Genomic DNA, 18,137 nt, shown 5'->3' with positions numbered 1-18,137 from the left:
CCTGAGCTTCAAAAGTCAATTTTATTTTCCATACAATTTTCTGTTTACTCTCTTTATTGATTGTTATTTTACTGAAAAAGGAATCAACTTGTTGATATTTATCAGAGATAACATAATGATTCTCATCTAAAAAAAATAATCAAAACCTGACAAAAATCTTTAAAGCAACCCTACTTTTATTATCCCTGCAACACGTTTTTATTATATATTTGTTAAAATTCAAAAAAATTCATGGATAAACTTTCAGATAGAGTAAAAAGACTAGGATACTCACAGACATTTGTCATGTCAAACAAAGCCAGAGAAATGAAAGCCAGCGGAATAGATGTGATCAGCTTAACTCTTGGCGAGCCGGATTTTGATGTTCCGGACAACATCAAACAGGCAGCTTTCGATGCCATCAATCAAAACTACAGCCACTACTCTCCTGTTCCGGGGTTCCTGGAACTGCGTGAGGCTATTGCATATAAATTAAAAAGAGATAATAACCTGGAATACAAACCTACCCAGATTTGTGTTTCCAATGGTGCTAAACAAGCTATTTTGAATGTATTGGCATCCGTTATCAATGACGGAGATGAAGTTCTTCTTCCTGCTCCTTACTGGGTAAGCTATGATGAAATGGTAAAAATGATGGGTGGAACTTCCGTGATGCTTCCTACATCTTATGTGACTGATTTCAAAGTGACTGCAGAACAGCTTGAAGAAGCTATTACAGAAAAGACCAAAGCAGTTCTTTTCAGCTCACCGTGTAATCCGTCAGGAGGATATTATACCTATGACGAGTTAAAGTCTATCGCTAAAGTGATTGCTAAATACCCTCAGGTGACTATCATTTCTGATGAGATCTATGAATACATCAATTACGAAACAAATACGACTTCTATTGCCCAGTTTCCTGAAGTATATGAGCAGACAGCCGTAATCAACGGAATGTCAAAAGCATTTGCCATGACAGGATGGAGAATAGGATACTCTGCATGTCCGGAATGGCTGGCAAAAGCTTGTGAAAAAGTACAGGGACAAATGACCAGCGGGGCCAATACTATGGCACAGAGAGCATCCATTACGGCATTGAAAACAGATCCTTCCGAATACAGATACATGATTGATGCCTTCAAAAAGAGAAGAGATCTTGTGTATGAACTGATCCAGGAAATTCCAGGGTTTAAAGTATTGCTTCCAAAAGCAGCATTTTATTTCTTCCCGGATATTTCGCACTATATCGGAAAAACGCTGAACGGAACTGAAATCAAAAACTCAGACGACTTTGCCATGTTCCTTCTGGAAAATGCTCATGTAGGATGTGTGGGAGGCTTTTCTTTCGGAAGTCCGGAATGTATCAGATTCTCTTACGCTGCTTCTGAGGAGGATTTGAGAGAAGCTATGAAACGCATCAAAACCTTATTGGAACCATTCAATTAATAAACTAACCATCAAAAATAAAACACAACAGCAATGAATCTGTTAAAAAAACTAACTATTGCAACAAGTATTGCCGCTGCAAGTTTCGCAGGGTATGCTTTTGGCCAGGATTTTCAATGGAAGGAAGGAACTTCCAATGGATACAAGTATAAGTACGTAACCAACGACCCAACATCAGCAAGGTACTACACCTTAAAAAACGGGCTAACAGTCATTTTGAGTCCAACAAATAAGGATCCGAGAGTACAAACGTATATTGCAACAAAAGCAGGTAGTAAAACCGACCCTGCAGACCACACAGGTCTTGCTCATTATCTTGAGCACATGCTTTTCAAAGGGACCAATCAGTTTGGTTCTAAGGACTGGGCGAAAGAGAAACCTCTTTTAGACCAGATTGATGCACTTTATGAAAAGTACAATCAGACTAAGGACGAAGCGAAGAGAAAAGAGATCTACAAAGAAATTGACAAGGTTTCTGGAGAAGCTGCCAAGTATGCGATTGCCAATGAATACGACAAAATGATGGCTGGTATGGGAGCTGACGGAACCAATGCCTTTACTTCATTTGAACAAACGGTATACACAGAAGATGTACCTTCCAATGTTCTTGACAAATTCCTTGCTGTGCAGGCTGAAAGATTCAGAGAGCCGGTTCTGAGACTTTTCCATACAGAGCTTGAAGCTGTATATGAAGAAAAAAACAGATCTCTGGATGATGATGGAGATAAAGTTTTCGACACCATGTTTGCTAACCTTTTCCCTAACAACAATTATGGAAAACAAACAACCATCGGTACGATTGAACACTTGAAAAACCCATCTCTGCATGCTATCAGAGAATATTTCAATAACTATTACGTTCCCAACAACATGGGTATCATTATGTCCGGAGACTTTAATCCGGATGAAGTCATTGCGAAGATTGACAAGGCTTTCTCTTACATGAAACCTAAAGCAATTCCTGAATATAAAGTAGGACAGGAAAAAGCGATTACCGCTCCTGTTGTAAAAGAAGTCGTGGGACCTAATCCTGAGAATGTAATGCTTGGATTCAGATTTCCTGGAGCTTCTACGAAAGATGCAAGAATGCTGAACCTTGTTGGAAACATGCTTACCAACGGACAGGCAGGATTGATTGACCTTGATCTGGTAAAAAAACAAAAATTACTGGGAGCTTACGCCGGGTCTTATGCTTTAAAGGATTATTCTGTGTTACTGTTACAAGGGAAGCCTACTGAAGGACAATCTCTGGATGAAGTAAAAAATCTTCTTCTTCAGGAAATTGATAAGTTAAGAAAAGGAGAATTTTCTGATGATCTGATTCAGTCTATCGTGAACAACGAAAAGAAAAGCATTATTCAGAAGGATGAAAAATATTCGTCAAGAGCAAGCATCCTGATGGATGAATTCACTTCGGATATTGACCACAAAGCATCGTTGGAATATGTTGACGAAATTTCAAAGCTTACAAAGAAAGATATCATGGATTTCGTATCCAAATATCTTCAGAATAACAATTACGTTGCCGTTTATAAAAGAAAAGGAGAAGACAAGAGCATTGTAAAGGTTGATAAACCAACCATTACTCCGGTTTCCGTTAACAGAGAAGATCAGTCCCCTTTCCTTAAGAAGATTGATGAAATGCCTGAAAACCCTATCGCTCCGGTATGGTTAAACTACGATAAAGACATTGCTAAAAACAAATTAGCTGATGTAGATGTACTTTCTGTAAAAAATACCGACAATGCGCTGTTCAGAATGTATTATCATTTTGATTCAGGAAAATGGAATAACAAAGTTCTTCCATTGGCAGCAGAATACCTTCAATATTTAGGAACTAAAGATAAATCTTCTGAAGTGATCAGTAAGGAATTCTACAAACTTGCTTCAAGCTTCAATGTGAGTGCAGGAAACGAAGAAACTTATGTATCATTGGAAGGTTTAAATGAAAACTTCGATAAAACAATCGCTTTATTTGAAGATTTGATTAAAAACAGCCAGGCGGATCAGGCAGCTCTTGATGCTTACAAAACAAGATTGAAAAAAGCCAGAGCAAATGCAAAACAGAATAAAGGTACTATTATGGCCGGATTGAGAAGCTATGCACAGTATGGCGCACAGAATCCGTTCAACAATGTATTGAGTGATGCTGAACTTGACGCTTTAAAAGCAGAAGATCTGATCAGTGTTCTTCATGACTTGTTTAATTTCAAACATAGGGTATTGTATTACGGTCCGAAATCAGGAAACGAAGTGGTGACAACTTTAAAACCAATCCACAAACTTCCTGCAACCCTGAAAGACCTTCCTAAGTCTAAAACCTTTGCTCAGATCCCGACTGATAAAAACAAAGTACTATTCGCTCATTATGATATGGTACAGGCTGAAGTCTTCTGGGTAAGAAACTCTGACCAGTACAATGCTACCATCACTCCTACCGTAAATTTATTCAACAACTACTTCGGAGGCGGAATGGGATCTATCGTTTTCCAGACGATCAGAGAATCTAAAGCACTGGCCTACTCTACCTATTCTTACTTTGCTCTTCCTAGCAAGAAAACAGACAAAGATATGATTATGGCGTATGTAGGAACACAGGCGGATAAATTCAATGAGTCTACAACGGCAATGAATGAGCTTTTGACTACCCTTCCAAAATCTGAACAGTTATTCGAAACAGCGAAAAGCGGATTGAAAAAATCAATTGCTTCTGAAAGAATTACTCAGGACGGAATCATCTTCTCTTATCTGAAATCCCAAAAGCTTGGAAACAATTTCGATATGAGAAAGAATGTTTACGAACAGGCACCAAAACTGTCTTTTGCAGACATCAATGCATTCCATGATAAGGAAATGAAAAACAAAAACTACACTTACTGCCTTGTTGCTTCTCAAGATAAAGTAAATGAGGCCGATATGAAGAAATTAGGTGAAGTAAAAAAACTTAATTTAACTGAAATATTTGGTTACTAAAATCAACAAAAAGCCCTGAGAACAGGGCTTTTTTATTTCACAACACATTAAAACAATTATAGATTTTATTTATCGATATTTGTTTGTTCGATAGATGAATCTTTTATATATTTGCATTAGAAATTTAAATATAAAACAGAAAAATTATGTCTTTAGTAGGAAAAAAATTCCCAAATTTAACAATCGACGCAATGTCTGAGATGGGTGACGATCTTAAAATCAACATCCTTGATGAAGCAGTAAACAATCAGCAAAAAGTTCTTTTATTCTGGTACCCTAAAGATTTCACTTTTGTATGTCCTACAGAGCTTCACGCTTTTCAGGAGGCTTTAGGTGAATTCGAAAAAAGAAACACTAAAGTAATTGGTGCATCTTGTGATACTAACGAAGTACACTTCGCATGGTTGAACACACCAAAAGATAACGGAGGAATCGAAGGAGTAACTTACCCACTTTTAGCTGATACTCACAGACAATTGGCAAACACATTGGGAATCGTTGATCAAGATTTCGAATATGATGAGGATGGAAATGAAGTTTTCACAGGTTCTAATGTAACTTACAGAGCAACTTACCTTATCGACGAAACTGGAAAAATCTTCCACGAAGCGGTAAACGATATGCCTCTAGGAAGAAACGTAAAAGAATTCTTAAGATTAATCGATGCTTACACGCACGTTCAAAAACATGGTGAAGTATGTCCTGCAAACTGGGAAGAAGGAAAAGATGCAATGAAAGCTGACAGAACTTCTACAGCAGAATACTTAGCTAAGAACTAATATAATGTGTTAATTTGAAAATGAGATAATTGGAGAATTATCAAAAATTATCTCATTTTCTTCTTTACAAAGCATTAGCACATTTTCAATTAATAAATTTTCAAATTACGATCATGTACACAGAATTAACCGAAGATACATTACAAAATATAGTTAGCGACAACGAAAAAGCAGTTGTTCAATATGGCGCAACATGGTGCGGAAACTGCAGAATCATGAAGCCAAAATTCAAAAAATTAGCGTCTGAGAATGATTCTATTCCATTTTTATACGTAGATGCTGAAAAGCTTCCTGAAAGCAGAAAACTAGCAAAAGTAGACAACTTACCTACTTTCGCCATCTTTAAAAACGGAGAATTGGTGAACCAGGTTCAGTCTAACCAGGCAGAAAGTTTAATTAACCTTTTTAACGAATTAGCATAATGAAATTACCCGTAATCAGACAGTTTTATCAGAATCAGACTCCTGAAAATCTAGAAAAAACATTAGAAGTACTGGAAAGTTTCTGCGAATTCAGAGGAACAAGTGAAGAAGATTTAAATGTTGCAGGAGAATTGATCACGAATATCTGCGGAGCTTTAGAAGTTCACTCCAATGTACAGAACGGAATGAGTGAAAAAGACGCTTTAAACTCTTTTGCTCAGAAGGTTTTAGGATCAATTGATAAATAACATCCTGCGATTATTTCTAATCAAAAGATGGTAAAAACACAAAATGCCTGAGGTTTTCCTCATTCCTATATTTTTTTTCTTATTCTTTAAGAACCCTTTTATTTTAACTGTAAAATTCACTTCAAAGTACCTTAACCGGTCATATGAAGCGGGCAGTTGCATGGAAATTTTTAAAGAATATCCAATTAAAATCCCGGTGATATTTTCATCAGGATTTTTTGGGTTTACGGTTTGAAACACAAATTTCACAAACGTTTTTGCACAAATTTCACAAATAAGAATCTGAAAGTCATCATCAAAAAATATACGCAATAATCCGTGAAATCTGTGATTAAAAACACTTTAAGTTTCGGCTAAAGCCATTGGAAAGCCCTCCTAAAGATAAACGGGCTAAAGCCCGTTCCTATTGAATTACTATCATTCGTATTTGCTCCTAAACACGAATGACACAAACCTTTTTGCACAAATTTCACAAATAAGAATCTGAAAGTCATCATCAAAAATATATGCAATAATCCGTGAAATCTGTGATTAAAAACACTTTAAGTTTCGGCTAAAGCCATAAGATAGCATCCTAAAGACAACCGGGTTAAAGCCCGTTCCTATTGAATTCGTGTTATTGGCGAAATCATTTGTGTAATTTGTGTTTAAGCATTATTTATTAAAAAAAAAATCCCGATGAAAATATCACCGGGACTATTATTTTAAAAGATAGAATCAACGTATCAATTAGTTTCTTCTGCTCATCAAAATACTCAGAATGTACCAGAACAAAAGCATAATAGAAGCAAAAAGCTGCAATGCCGCTCCTACATACTGATTCGTTCCATATGAATCCTTTAGCTTGCTTGTCTGATATAAAATAGTAGCTGAAGCCAGAAGTACCATTCCTACTGAAAACCATAATCCAAGGTTAAAACCAAAGATCATTCCCGCTACAATCAGTCCGATTGCAATAAACCCGCCGATTACAATGATATTTCTTAAAAAAGAAAAATCTCTCTTAGAAGTAAATGCAACTGCAGAAATACCTGCAAACATCGCAATAGTTAAAGTAGCAGCCTGGAAGATTACATTCGCCCCTCCTGTCATATTGGTTGCAATGAAAAGCATTGGCATAAAGATAATCGCTTCCAACAGGATATAAAATCCCAATCCTAAATACTGGGTAGATTTACTTTGTGAAAGAGACCATTTGGAAGCTAAAAAAGAAGCCAACCAGAAAACCCCGATAATCAGTAACCAGATATATCTCTGACCAAACATCATGGCGATAAGTTCTGCCGGAACAGTTTTCAATAATATCGTTTCAACTCCAATAAATGCAAGAATAGATAATGCAACATGCAAATACGTCTTCTTGTAAAAACTCGCTTTCTCCACGTCAGAAGAATGAGCGACTAAAACATCTGTCATCATAGTTAATATTTTTTTAATTAATCGAAAATAAATTTTTATCTATTTCGCAGGCAACACACCCAATATTTTACCATCATCTTCAAATACAGCTGTAATGGCTTCTTTGGAAGATGATTCTCCTGCATACTTGTATTTAATGCTGGGATGATTGGTACCATCCATCGTTTTATAATATCCTGCTTTTAAGATTTCAAGCTTTTTATTGGGTATAATACCATCCTTAACATTTTTAAGAACAGCATCTGTTACAATTTCTTTTACCTTATCAGAAAGCAGTCCATCAATAGTGGCACGGTCAGAAGCCTGTAAAGCATCCACAAACTTAAGGAAGTTATCATTGTACAAACTGACTTTCTCCTTACTTATAGCAGCCGGCTGTTCTTTTTTCTGGCCATTCTCAACCTTTACACCCGCTACCTTCTGAGCAAACATAAACTGTCCACCCACAAGAGCAAGTCCCAGCAATAATTTTTTCATAGTATTCATTTTTATCTGGTGAAATAAGTGATGGAAGATACGAAAATCAGACCAGTTCTAAAAATTTCATCGTATCTACATTATCGGCATAGGTATCAAGCCCCGGATTCTGTGCTTCTCCAAACGGAATTGCATTCAGTCCTAACTCTTCTTTACCCACTACACACTGTATATTTTCTTCATTTTCAGCAATAAAGCTTTTTACATCCTCCAAAGATTCATATCTGCTGAAGTTGATTACAGAAAGCGGACTGAACAGCTTATCATCTTCCTTCAGCATCACAAAATTATTATCCCAGAATTTGTCCTGATTTAAAAGATAAACCGCTCTGTTATAATCATAATTGTTAGCATATTTATTATGGTTGATAATATCCTGATATGCCAGGAAGTTTTCAAACAGCCTGTCAATAAGAAAATCCTGCGGAATAAAAACTCTCGTCACATTTCTGCATCCCAGCCCAAAATACTGGAAAATATCTTTTGCCAGCAATTGTAGCTCTTCTTCCGTTTCATCACCTTTCAGCACAGCAACAGAAGTTCTGTTCTTACGGATAATACTTGAATGATTCTTGAAATAATATTCCAGATATCTTGCTGTATTGTTACTTCCTGTAGCAATAACCGCATCAAAATTCTCTAATTTCTCTACAAATTCAAAAGCTACGTTTCCATCAGAAAACTCATTCCATTTCTTTAATAAAAACGGAATCATGCGTTTATCTTTTGAAGACAGCTTAATAACAGGGGTGTGATTGCTCAAAACGACGGACATTACATCATGAAATCCTACCAAAGGAATATTTCCGGCCAAAATAAGCCCTACTCTTTTTGAAATTTTAGAGATGGAATAATTTCCAAGCCAGTTTTTGATATTCTCTTCAGTCAGAAGATCTGCCCACTGCTGTAAAGCAAATTTCTGATTATCAATGGTAAACCACGGATTCTCTATTTCAGACCTTTTTAATAATAATTCAATATCAGCATCATCTTCATTATGATGTTCTGGTTTCTTCGCTAGAAACGCTTTTATATAATCACTTAATTTAATAAGTCCTAAAACTTGATTTTCGGTATTCATAATTACTTTAAAATTGGGGAATATTTTGTAATTTTGTGCAAATTTAAAAAAAATTAGCGATGGCTATCAAAATAACTGATGAATGCATTAATTGTGGGGCTTGCGAACCGGAATGCCCAAACAATGCAATATATGAAGGAGCTGTAGATTGGAAAGCTTCTGAGGGTACGGCTCTTCAAGGTACCATTACAATGCCGTCGGGACTTACTGTAGATGCAGAAGCACCACAAGAGCCTGTAAGTGATGATGTATACTTTATTGTAACTGATAAATGTACAGAATGTAAAGGATTCCACGAAGAACCTCAGTGTGCAGCGGTATGCCCTGTAGATTGCTGTGTTCCAGATGAAGATCACGTAGAATCTGAAGAAGCACTGCTTAATAAAAAAGCATTCTTACACGGTGAATAAAAATAATTCCGTCTCATCATGTATGGGGCGGCTTTTTTTGATCAAAAATCCAACTTAACCAAAAAATAAGCGACAGGAATTTAAATTCCGGAAGCAACCAAAAAATAAAAATATGAACAAAAAGCACAACTTCAGCGCAGGGCCATGTATTTTACCACAAGAAGTATTTGAAAAATCAGCACAGGCTATCCTGGACTTTAACGGTATCGGATTGTCTCTTCTTGAAATTTCGCACAGAAGCAAGGATTTCGTTGCGGTAATGGACGAAGCGCGTGCAATTGTAAAAAGATTGATGAATCTTGGTGATGATTATGAAGTTCTTTATTTAGGAGGAGGCGCCAGCATGCAGTTTGCAATGGTACCCTACAACCTGATGAAAGTAGGTGGAAAAGCAGCTTACCTGGATACAGGAACATGGGCAGCCGGAGCCATCAAAGAAGCCAAAAAAGTAGGAACAGTAGACGTATTAGGTTCTTCAAAAGAAGAAAACTACTCTTTTATTCCTAAAGATTATACGGTGGGTTCAGAATACGATTATTTCCACTGTACTTCCAACAACACTATTTATGGAACTCAAATGAAATCTTTTCCTGAAGTGGACACGCTAATGGTTTGTGATATGAGTTCTGATATTTTCTCAAGACAACTGGATTTTTCTAAATTTGACCTGATCTATGCCGGTGCTCAGAAAAACATGGGACCTGCAGGAGTTACTTTAGTGGTAATAAAAAAAGAGATCCTGGGTAAAACAGGAAGAGAAAACATGTTTTCTATATTGGATTACTCTCAACATATTGCTAAAGAATCTATGTACAATACCCCGCCGGTATTCCCTGTATATGCCTCTTTGCTTACTCTTCAGTATCTTGAAAGAAACGGAGGAATTGCTGCTGCAGAAAAAAGAAATGAAGCTAAAGCTAAGCTTTTATATGATGAAATCGACAGCAATCCGTTATTTGAAGCATTCTGCGTAAAAGAAGACCGTTCACTGATGAATGTTTCTTTCAACATCACAGACGAAAGTAAGAAAGAAGAATTTGACAATGCATGGAAAGCTGCAGGAATCAGCGGACTGAACGGACACAGAAGCTTAGGCGGGTACAGAGCAAGTTTATACAACGCCTTGCCTATCGAAAGTGTACAGGTTTTGGTGGATGTAATGAAATCGATCAAATAATTTAATCATTAAAAAAATTCAAAGATTGAAAGACTGAAAAGCAGTTAATTTAAATTCATTAATTTGCACCCTAGTTTTAAAATTTTGAAATATGTATATCTTTCAATCTTTAAATCAAATAACTCATGAAAGTTTTAGCAAACGACGGAATTTCAAAAGCAGGAGAAAACGCTCTAAAAGAAGCCGGAATTGAAATTCTGGACAATAGAGTGGCTCAGGATCACGTTATTAATTTTATCAACGATAATAATGTGGACGTTCTTCTGGTAAGAAGTGCAACGAAAGTGAGGCAAGACCTTATCGATGCCTGTCCTGGCCTTAAAATAATTGGAAGAGGCGGTATCGGAATGGATAACATTGATGTTGAATATGCCAAAAGTAAGGGCATTAAGGTAATCAACACGCCTACAGCATCTTCAAAATCAGTGGCAGAATTGGTTTTCGGACATTTCATTTCTCTGGCAAGGTTCCTTCACGAATCTAACAGACTAATGCCTCTGGAAGGAGATACCCATTTCAACGCTATGAAAAAGTCATTCGGTAATGCGTATGAACTTTCAGGAAAAACATTAGGAGTAATCGGCTTTGGAAGTATTGGACAGGAAGTCGTAAAAATAGGAATTGCTTTAGGAATGAAAGTAACCGTTCTCACGAAAAGCCTTAAAACAAAAGTTCTCACCTTGAACTTCTTTGACGGACAATCGGTAGACTTTGAAATCACTTCCACCAATGATATGGATGCCTTTCTTAAAGATGCAGATTTCATCAGTATCAATACGCCGAAAACGAATGAGTATATTATAGATACCCCTCAGTTTGAAAAAATGAAAGACGGAGTCTATATTGTAAATACTGCAAGAGGCGGTGTCATCAATGAAGTGACACTGATTGATTTTATTGAGTCAGGAAAAATAGCAGGAGCCGCATTGGATGTTTTTGAAAATGAACCAAGCCCGGAACTGCCTTTACTGATGAACCCCGCATTGTCACTTTCTCCTCACGTAGGAGGAAATACAGTAGACGCGCAAGAGAAAATCGGTATCGAACTTGCAGAACAAATTATTAAGCTACAAAAAGAAACTATAAGATAAATATGCCTGTTTTTAAACCTTTCCGTGGAATTAGACCTCATAGAGACTTTGAGAGTACTTTCCCTACACATCCACTGGATAATTTCACCCAGGAAGAGATTGCAGAGAAAGCTCAAGTTGAAAATACTTACATCAATATGATTAAACCCTATGTTGTAAGTAAATCTAAAGATATTGACCGGAATCTTCGAAAGATCCGATCTACATTTGAAGAACTTCTGGACGAGAAGAAATTGGTCCAGGACAATTCAGCCTATTATCTTTATGAGCAGATCTACCCCAACAAACAAGTGTTCAGGGGACTTCTCGGATTGGCTAGTATTGAAGATTTCTGGAATGGAAAAATCAAAAGACACGAAAGTACCATTCCTCAGAAAAAAGAAAAACTGGCTCATTATCTTGAGAAAGTAAGTCTGCAGGCAGAACCTGTTCTTCTTACCTACCCTGCCAACTCAAAAATTGAGCTGCTGATGAATCATGAGGAAAAAAATGTTCCTATCTTCAATCACATAGACTCTATTGGCATCAGACATAAAATATGGAGAATAGACAACCGTCTGAAACTGCAGCAATTCAAAGAAGTAATTGATCAGATCGATTCATTTTACATTGCTGACGGACACCACAGAATCGGTTCTACAGCATTGAATGCAAAGTATCATAAAGAGAAAAACAAAAGACATAACGGCACAGAGCTTTACAACTTTGTGTTCAGTTTTATCGTTTCCAACCAGTCTATTAAAATTCATGACTACAACAGAATTTTACATGATCTGAACGGTATTTCTCCTGAGGCGTTCCTAAAAGAGCTTGAGCATTATTTCCTTATCCATGAAAAAGGAGAAACATCCTACTATCCTTCTCAGAAATTCCATATTTCAATGTATATGGATGGGAAGTTTTACTCTCTTCACGTAAAGCACGACCTTCGTTCTAAAGAAATGTCTCTGGACAATCTGGACCACCATCTTTTAGACAAATATATTTTCAAAAATATCCTGAAAATTGAAGATCCGGATAGCTCTGAGCTCATCTCTTATGTAAAAGGAACCTCCAACATCAACGGAATCAATATTTTAAAAGAAAAGATAGACAGTGGTGAAGGTAAGGTCGGTTTTGGAATCTATCCTGTAAGTTTTAATGATATGATTAAAATTTCAGATCTAAAGCTAAGCATGCCTCCGAAATGTACATTTATTGAACCAAAACTGATTACAGCCCTGTTAATGTACGACATGAAACCTTAATAAATTCCTATTTTTTTCCTACTTTTATCAATGGAAAAAGAAAGGTAAATAAAAAATGAAAAAAATATTCATTATACTTCCACTCTTTTTGAGTGGATTTTTATTTTCTCAAAAAAAGCCACAAAAAAGTCCGGCAAAAAAAGGTACCGTTGCCAAATTCAATTATCATGATGAATTTAGAAAGATTTCGGACGAAATTCTAACCAATGGTAAAGCCTACGATAACCTTGGAGAACTTACGAAAGGGGTCGGACCGCGTTTCAGTGCCACTCCCGGCTATGCAAAAGCAGTAGAATGGGCAGAAAAAAAGTTCAAGGAAATTGGTATTGATATGATCTGGAGACAAGAGGCCAAAGCTCCTGTCTGGATCAGAGGAAAAGAATCTTTACAGATAAAAGCCGGAAACGGAGATTGGAAAAATATCCGAATGCTTTCTTTTGGAAACTCTGAAGGAACAGGTGGAAAAGATCTGGTAGGCGAAATTGTTTTAATTAATTCCACTTCAGAGCTCAATGCAATGTCGATAGGCCAGTTAAAAGATAAAATCGTCTTCGTGAATGTTCCAATGGATCCGAAAATCATTAATACAAGTGATTCCTATTTACAGACGGCAAAATCAAAATTAGTTTCCGCTTCTATCATTGCTAAAACAGGTGCAAAAGCATTAATTATAAGATCATTAACTACAGCTAATGACGACACTCCTCATGCCAAAATGATTTATTATGAGCCAGAGGATAAAATAAAAATTCCGGCTTTATCCATTGGAGTAAGATCCGCAGATGAGTTGGAAAAAATAGTAAAAAAACAAAAAGTTACTGCTAAAATCAACATGACTGCTGAATCAAAAGGAGACACGACGAATCCAAATATCATTGCTGAAATTCAGGGCAAAAAAGATTCTAAAGTGATTGTTTTAGGCGCTCAGCTTGATTCCTGGGACGTAGGTGAAGGTGCAGTAGATGACGGGACAGGTGTTGTGCAGTGTATGGAAGTTTTAAGAACGCTGAAGGCGCTTGGATACGAAAACAACCACACCATCCGGGTAGTCTTGTACGCCAATAGCGAAAACGGAGGACAAGGCCGTGAGATGTACGCTGCTTATGTAAAAAAGAGAGATGAAAAGCACATATTTGCCTTAGGAACAGATGCTGGAGGGTATTCTCCACGAGGATTTTCTTTGGATATGTCACCTCAAAGAAGAAGGCTGGTTTATCCATGGAAAGAATATTTTCTTCCTTATGGCGTTTATGATTTTGACCAAACAGAAGCAATTCAGGATATCTCTCCTTTAAAAAAGCTAGACATTCCTTTAGCAGAGCTTGTTGTAGACACACAAAGATATTTTGATTATCACCATTCCGAACAAGATACTTTCGACAAAGTGAACAAAAGAGAACTTCTTCTCGGAGCAGTTGCTATAACACAGATGATTTTTATGGTTGATAAAAACTGGTAACAATGAAAAAGATAGTAGGAACTTCATTATTGCTTTTTGGAATGGCTGTTTTTGGCCAGAGTAAAGAAGATTCTATCCAGTTCAAAAGGATTTCCACCGAAATCCTGAACAATGGCAAAGGATATACTGAGCTGAGAGAGCTTACCAAAAATATCGGACACCGTTTAAGCGGATCTGAAGCCTATGAAAAATCGGTACAATGGGCTGCACAGAAACTCCGTGATGCCGGAGCTGATAAAGTATGGCTTCAGGAGGTGATGATCCCGGTATGGGTAAGAGGAAAAGAATCCTTGCACATCCAAACTTCTAACGGAAAATGGAAAAGCCTTCCAATGCTTTCTCTTGGAAATTCTGAAGGTACCAACGGAAAAGACGTTTCGGGTGATATTATTATGGTAAAATCTCTGGAAGAATATGATCAGCTTCCCCCAGAAAAAGTAAAAGGTAAAATTGTATTCTTCAACTACCCTTTTAATCAGGGAAATGTACAGACTTTTATTTCTTACCGTGAAGCAGGAGCCTATAGACGGACTGCAGCTTCTTTAACGGCTAAAAAAGGAGGTAAATTTGCCATTATCCGATCTTTATCTTCAGCTTTTGACGACGTTCCTCATACAGGAAACATGCGCTATGAAGAAAATATTCCCAAAGTACCGGCCATAACGATCGGAAACACATCAGCTGATGACCTGGAAGCATTATTGAAAAATCAAAAGGTTACTGCTAAACTCAATTCCAATTGTGGCATGAAAGGAGAAAAGCTCTCCCACTCTGTCATTGGTGAAATTACAGGCAAGAAAGACCAAAGCGTAATTGTCGTAGGAGGTCATCTGGATTCCTGGGATGTAGGTGAAGGGGCACATGATGACGGAGCAGGAATTGTACAGAGTATTGAGGTACTGAGAACTTTTAAGAAATTAGGAATACAAAATAGCCATACCATCCGTGCCGTTTGTTTTGCCAACGAAGAAAATGGGACAAAAGGCGGAAAACAATATGGCAAAATTGCCAAAGAAAATAACGAAAAACATCTTTTTGCAATAGAAACAGATGCCGGAGGTTTTTCACCCAGAGGAATTTCCCTGGAAATGGATGAGCCTCAAAGAAACCAGATCAAAAGCTGGGTCAATCTATTTTTACCATATGGCGTTTACAACTTTGACGGAAAATATTCAGGATCAGATATTGCTCCCCTTCACGAAATGGGAGTTCCCACTGCTGAGCTGGTTCCTGATCCGCAACGTTATTTTGATATTCACCATACAGCAGAAGACACTTTTGAAAAAGTCAACCGTAGAGAACTGTTACTCGGTTCTGCGGTGATGACACAACTTATTTATATGATCGATAAAAATTGGTAACCATGAAAAAGATACTAGGAACTTCATTATTACTTTTTGGAATGGCTGTTTTTGCCCAATCCAAAGATGATTCTATTCAGTTTAGAAAAATCTCTACGGAGATCCTGAACAATGGAAAAGGATATACTGAGCTGAGAGAGCTTACAAAAAATATAGGGCATCGCTTAAGCGGTTCCGAAGCCTATGAGAAATCAGTACAATGGGCCGCACAGAAACTCCGTGATGCCGGAGCTGATAAAGTATGGCTTCAGGAAGTGATGATCCCGGTATGGGTAAGAGGAAAAGAATCCCTCCACATCCAAGCTTCCAACGGAAAATGGAAAAGCCTTAAAATGCTTTCCCTTGGAAATTCTGAAGGAACCGGAGGAAAAGATGTTTCCGGAGAAATCATCATGGTAAAATCTATGGAAGAATATGACAAGCTTCCTGCTGAAAAAGTAAAAGATAAAATTGTATTCTTCAACTACCCTTTCAGCCAGTCATTCATAGAGACATTCAAAGGATACGGTGATGCTGCAAAATACAGAACTACAGCCGCATCTTTAACTGCTAAAAAAGGAGGTAAATTTGCCATCATACGATCTTTATCTTCAGCTTTTGACGATGTTCCCCACACCGGAGCGATGCGTTATGAAGATAAAGTAACCAAAATACCAGCTGTAGCCATCGGAAGCACTACAGCAGATGAACTAGAAGCTTTGTTGAAAAGCCAGAAAATAACTGCTAAACTTAATTCCAACTGTGGGATGAAAGGAGAAAAACTCTCCCATTCTGTTATTGGAGAAATTACAGGCAAGAAAGATCAAAGTGTAATCGTTGTAGGCGGACACCTTGATTCCTGGGATGTAGGCGAAGGAGCACATGATGACGGAGCCGGAATTGTTCAGAGCATTGAGGTCTTGAGAACATTTAAAAAACTAGGAATGCAAAACAATCACACCATCAGAGTAGTCTGCTTTGCGAATGAAGAAAACGGAGTAAAAGGCGGAATTCAATATGGTAAAACAGTAAAAGAAAAGAATGAAAAACATCTTTTCGCGATAGAAACAGATGCCGGAGGTTTTGCGCCAAGAGGTATTGCCCTGGATATGGATGATGCGAAAAGAAATCAAATCAAAAGCTGGTCAAACCTATTCCTTCCTTATGGAGTTTACAATTTCGAAGAGAGATTTTCAGGAACAGACCTTTATCCACTTCATGACCTGGGAATTCCAGCGGCTGAATTGATGCCGGATTCTCAGCGCTATTTCGATATTCACCATACGGAAGAAGATACTTTTGAAAAGGTAAACCGAAGAGAACTCTTATTAGGCGCTACCACTTTGACACAGATTATTTATATGATCGATAAAAACTGGTAATACATATGAAACCGTCTTTAGAGGCGGTTTTCTTTTTTTAAATATTAATACTGCGATTTAATTCAATAGGAACGGGCTTTAGCCCATTTATCTTTATGAAGGTATTCCAATGGCTTCAGCCAAAATTTATATGATTTTAAAACCCTATTTGTAACTACAGATTTCACAGATTGTCACGTATAATTGTGTGTCCTTTTATGTCTGAATTCCCACTTTTTTTATTCGTGAAATTCGTGCAACAACATTTGTGTTATCTGTGTTTTTTCCCTTTAATTTTACGATTATATAAAAAATGCTTCCACCAAAACATTTTCAATGCATGATCCATTCCTCCACCGGATTCCCAATTAATATCAAATTTTCTTCCCTCCCATGCATACACCGGCATTTCAATTTTTGAATGAAACATGGGCGGATTATCTTTTACTACAGCAAAATAATCAGCATCCAAATTGGATTTTCTGTAATATTGAATTTCTACAATAGTTTTATATTTATTTACTTGAAAAATATACAGAGTGACATCGTAAAGGTCATAAAACTTTTGATGCAAAATTTCCAGTGCCCAATCTAAAGTCAACAGTGTTTTTGAATTATTTATTCTGGTCCTGAATCTCATCTTCTCTGATAAATTGGATCCTTCAAATTCATTACAATCAGATAGAATAAAAAACAAATGAGGAGAAATTGTATTCCAGCAATGAACCTTTGCCAGCCGCAAAAGGTTAGCTATACAGACCTCAATATTATCTTTTAGGCTTTCCTGATTCATTTTTAAAATTTTTCTACAAGTATTTTAAATGGGATAAAAATAGGATCAAACTGTAATATTTTCTTCGTTTCAAATTATTAAACCTTAAAAATAGAAAATTTTTCTTTGTTTAAGGAAATAACAGATGAAAACACGTTCCAACAGGACTCATATCAATCTCTTAAAACAAAGTGTTAATCGCAAAAGTAATGTTTTGGCATGATATTGGCATGTAGAATATTGAGAAAAAATTAAAAAAGCACTAAGGATGAGAAAAAAGGTTTTCTGTGGATTTTCAGTTTTTCCACTGATTCAAGTTCATATCTAGCATATGAATCCTTTTTTTTCTACGATGCCGTAAAAGATACGGGCTCGTGATTAACTAACCCCCGTTAGTTAATCACAGCAGTTTTGCACCCCGTATCTAACTGGTATCATCAATAACCAAGAATCTTT

At 36.9% G+C, this 18,137-nt stretch carries 16 protein-coding genes; 12 read left to right on the top strand and 4 right to left on the bottom strand.

What is annotated here, in order from left to right; all coding sequences use genetic code 11:
* Positions 1–231 precede the first annotated feature (231 nt).
* The 5 genes from C1634_RS08880 to C1634_RS08860 all read left to right on the top strand — a co-directional run bounded on the left by C1634_RS08880 (position 232) and on the right by C1634_RS08860 (position 5,847).
* Positions 232–1,425 carry a pyridoxal phosphate-dependent aminotransferase gene (locus C1634_RS08880; protein WP_109738254.1) on the top strand — a complete coding sequence of 398 codons (1,194 nt, stop codon included), beginning with the start codon at positions 232–234 and terminating at the stop codon, positions 1,423–1,425.
* 33 nt (positions 1,426–1,458) lie between these two features.
* Entirely contained in the window at positions 1,459–4,398 is a 2,940-nt protein-coding gene (locus C1634_RS08875) for a M16 family metallopeptidase (protein WP_109738253.1), read from the top strand.
* A gap of 146 nt (positions 4,399–4,544) precedes the next feature.
* Positions 4,545–5,177 (top strand): peroxiredoxin, encoded by a 633-nt coding sequence (locus C1634_RS08870; RefSeq protein WP_103235396.1) that lies wholly within the window; start codon positions 4,545–4,547, stop codon positions 5,175–5,177.
* A gap of 113 nt (positions 5,178–5,290) precedes the next feature.
* Complete coding sequence (locus tag C1634_RS08865; RefSeq protein ID WP_109738252.1) at positions 5,291–5,599, top strand: thioredoxin family protein; 309 nt, start codon at positions 5,291–5,293, stop codon at positions 5,597–5,599.
* A complete protein-coding gene (locus tag C1634_RS08860) occupies positions 5,599–5,847 on the top strand; it encodes a DUF6952 family protein (RefSeq protein WP_047495508.1) in 249 nt (82 codons plus the stop codon). The genes C1634_RS08865 and C1634_RS08860 overlap by 1 nt, the downstream gene beginning before the upstream one ends.
* Positions 5,848–6,576: 729 nt before the next feature.
* On the opposite strand, the gene C1634_RS08850 is transcribed toward C1634_RS08860, so the two are convergent.
* From C1634_RS08850 to C1634_RS08840, 3 genes are read right to left on the bottom strand one after another with little or no spacing between them, the layout of a single operon-like run.
* Complete coding sequence (locus C1634_RS08850; protein WP_109738250.1) at positions 6,577–7,266, bottom strand: Bax inhibitor-1/YccA family protein; 690 nt, start codon at positions 7,264–7,266, stop codon at positions 6,577–6,579.
* 39 nt (positions 7,267–7,305) lie between these two features.
* Complete coding sequence (locus tag C1634_RS08845; protein ID WP_228410037.1) at positions 7,306–7,743, bottom strand: peptidylprolyl isomerase; 438 nt, start codon at positions 7,741–7,743, stop codon at positions 7,306–7,308.
* Between the two features lie 46 nt (positions 7,744–7,789).
* Positions 7,790–8,824 carry an acyl-CoA reductase gene (locus C1634_RS08840; protein ID WP_103233726.1) on the bottom strand — a complete coding sequence of 345 codons (1,035 nt, stop codon included), beginning with the start codon at positions 8,822–8,824 and terminating at the stop codon, positions 7,790–7,792.
* Between the two features lie 59 nt (positions 8,825–8,883).
* On the opposite strand from C1634_RS08840, the gene C1634_RS08835 reads away from it, so the two are divergent.
* From C1634_RS08835 to C1634_RS08805, 7 genes are all read left to right on the top strand, one after another.
* Positions 8,884–9,234: a 4Fe-4S binding protein gene (locus tag C1634_RS08835; protein ID WP_103233725.1), complete on the top strand. Its 351-nt coding sequence runs from the start codon at positions 8,884–8,886 to the stop codon at positions 9,232–9,234.
* Positions 9,235–9,346: 112 nt separating this feature from the next.
* Positions 9,347–10,411, top strand: coding sequence for a 3-phosphoserine/phosphohydroxythreonine transaminase (serC, locus tag C1634_RS08830; RefSeq protein WP_103233724.1), 1,065 nt, complete (start codon positions 9,347–9,349; stop codon positions 10,409–10,411).
* 125 nt (positions 10,412–10,536) lie between these two features.
* Positions 10,537–11,502: a D-2-hydroxyacid dehydrogenase gene (locus tag C1634_RS08825; protein ID WP_103233723.1), complete on the top strand. Its 966-nt coding sequence runs from the start codon at positions 10,537–10,539 to the stop codon at positions 11,500–11,502.
* Positions 11,503–11,504: 2 nt separating this feature from the next.
* Complete coding sequence (locus tag C1634_RS08820; protein WP_103233722.1) at positions 11,505–12,749, top strand: DUF1015 domain-containing protein; 1,245 nt, start codon at positions 11,505–11,507, stop codon at positions 12,747–12,749.
* A gap of 55 nt (positions 12,750–12,804) precedes the next feature.
* A complete protein-coding gene (locus C1634_RS08815; protein ID WP_109738249.1) occupies positions 12,805–14,208 on the top strand; it encodes a M28 family peptidase in 1,404 nt (467 codons plus the stop codon).
* A gap of 2 nt (positions 14,209–14,210) precedes the next feature.
* Entirely contained in the window at positions 14,211–15,569 is a 1,359-nt protein-coding gene (locus C1634_RS08810) for a M28 family peptidase (protein ID WP_103233720.1), read from the top strand.
* 2 nt (positions 15,570–15,571) lie between these two features.
* On the top strand, positions 15,572–16,930 hold the full coding sequence (locus C1634_RS08805) for a M20/M25/M40 family metallo-hydrolase (RefSeq protein ID WP_103233719.1): 1,359 nt from the start codon (positions 15,572–15,574) through the stop codon (positions 16,928–16,930).
* A gap of 250 nt (positions 16,931–17,180) precedes the next feature.
* On the opposite strand, the gene C1634_RS08800 is transcribed toward C1634_RS08805, so the two are convergent.
* Complete coding sequence (locus C1634_RS08800; RefSeq protein ID WP_103233718.1) at positions 17,181–17,702, bottom strand: hypothetical protein; 522 nt, start codon at positions 17,700–17,702, stop codon at positions 17,181–17,183.
* Between the last annotated feature and the right edge of the window lie 435 nt (positions 17,703–18,137).

Source organism: Chryseobacterium viscerum (assembly GCF_002899945.2).
GTDB lineage: Bacteria > Bacteroidota > Bacteroidia > Flavobacteriales > Weeksellaceae > Chryseobacterium > Chryseobacterium viscerum.
The sequence above is the reverse complement of the archived record's forward strand: the minus strand, read 5'-3'. Positions and strand labels throughout refer to the sequence as shown.

What these genes read in the sequence shown, in the direction of transcription:
- C1634_RS08880 (WP_109738254.1), top strand. Translation starts at nt 232, where the DNA reads ATGGATAAACTTTCAGATAGAGTAAAAAGACTAGGATACTCACAGACA.
- C1634_RS08875 (WP_109738253.1), top strand. Translation starts at nt 1,459, where the DNA reads ATGAATCTGTTAAAAAAACTAACTATTGCAACAAGTATTGCCGCTGCA.
- C1634_RS08870 (WP_103235396.1), top strand. Translation starts at nt 4,545, where the DNA reads ATGTCTTTAGTAGGAAAAAAATTCCCAAATTTAACAATCGACGCAATG.
- C1634_RS08865 (WP_109738252.1), top strand. Translation starts at nt 5,291, where the DNA reads ATGTACACAGAATTAACCGAAGATACATTACAAAATATAGTTAGCGAC.
- C1634_RS08860 (WP_047495508.1), top strand. Translation starts at nt 5,599, where the DNA reads ATGAAATTACCCGTAATCAGACAGTTTTATCAGAATCAGACTCCTGAA.
- C1634_RS08850 (WP_109738250.1), bottom strand. Translation starts at nt 7,266, where the DNA reads ATGATGACAGATGTTTTAGTCGCTCATTCTTCTGACGTGGAGAAAGCG.
- C1634_RS08845 (WP_228410037.1), bottom strand. Translation starts at nt 7,743, where the DNA reads ATGAAAAAATTATTGCTGGGACTTGCTCTTGTGGGTGGACAGTTTATG.
- C1634_RS08840 (WP_103233726.1), bottom strand. Translation starts at nt 8,824, where the DNA reads ATGAATACCGAAAATCAAGTTTTAGGACTTATTAAATTAAGTGATTAT.
- C1634_RS08835 (WP_103233725.1), top strand. Translation starts at nt 8,884, where the DNA reads ATGGCTATCAAAATAACTGATGAATGCATTAATTGTGGGGCTTGCGAA.
- serC (WP_103233724.1), top strand. Translation starts at nt 9,347, where the DNA reads ATGAACAAAAAGCACAACTTCAGCGCAGGGCCATGTATTTTACCACAA.
- C1634_RS08825 (WP_103233723.1), top strand. Translation starts at nt 10,537, where the DNA reads ATGAAAGTTTTAGCAAACGACGGAATTTCAAAAGCAGGAGAAAACGCT.
- C1634_RS08820 (WP_103233722.1), top strand. Translation starts at nt 11,505, where the DNA reads ATGCCTGTTTTTAAACCTTTCCGTGGAATTAGACCTCATAGAGACTTT.
- C1634_RS08815 (WP_109738249.1), top strand. Translation starts at nt 12,805, where the DNA reads ATGAAAAAAATATTCATTATACTTCCACTCTTTTTGAGTGGATTTTTA.
- C1634_RS08810 (WP_103233720.1), top strand. Translation starts at nt 14,211, where the DNA reads ATGAAAAAGATAGTAGGAACTTCATTATTGCTTTTTGGAATGGCTGTT.
- C1634_RS08805 (WP_103233719.1), top strand. Translation starts at nt 15,572, where the DNA reads ATGAAAAAGATACTAGGAACTTCATTATTACTTTTTGGAATGGCTGTT.
- C1634_RS08800 (WP_103233718.1), bottom strand. Translation starts at nt 17,702, where the DNA reads ATGAATCAGGAAAGCCTAAAAGATAATATTGAGGTCTGTATAGCTAAC.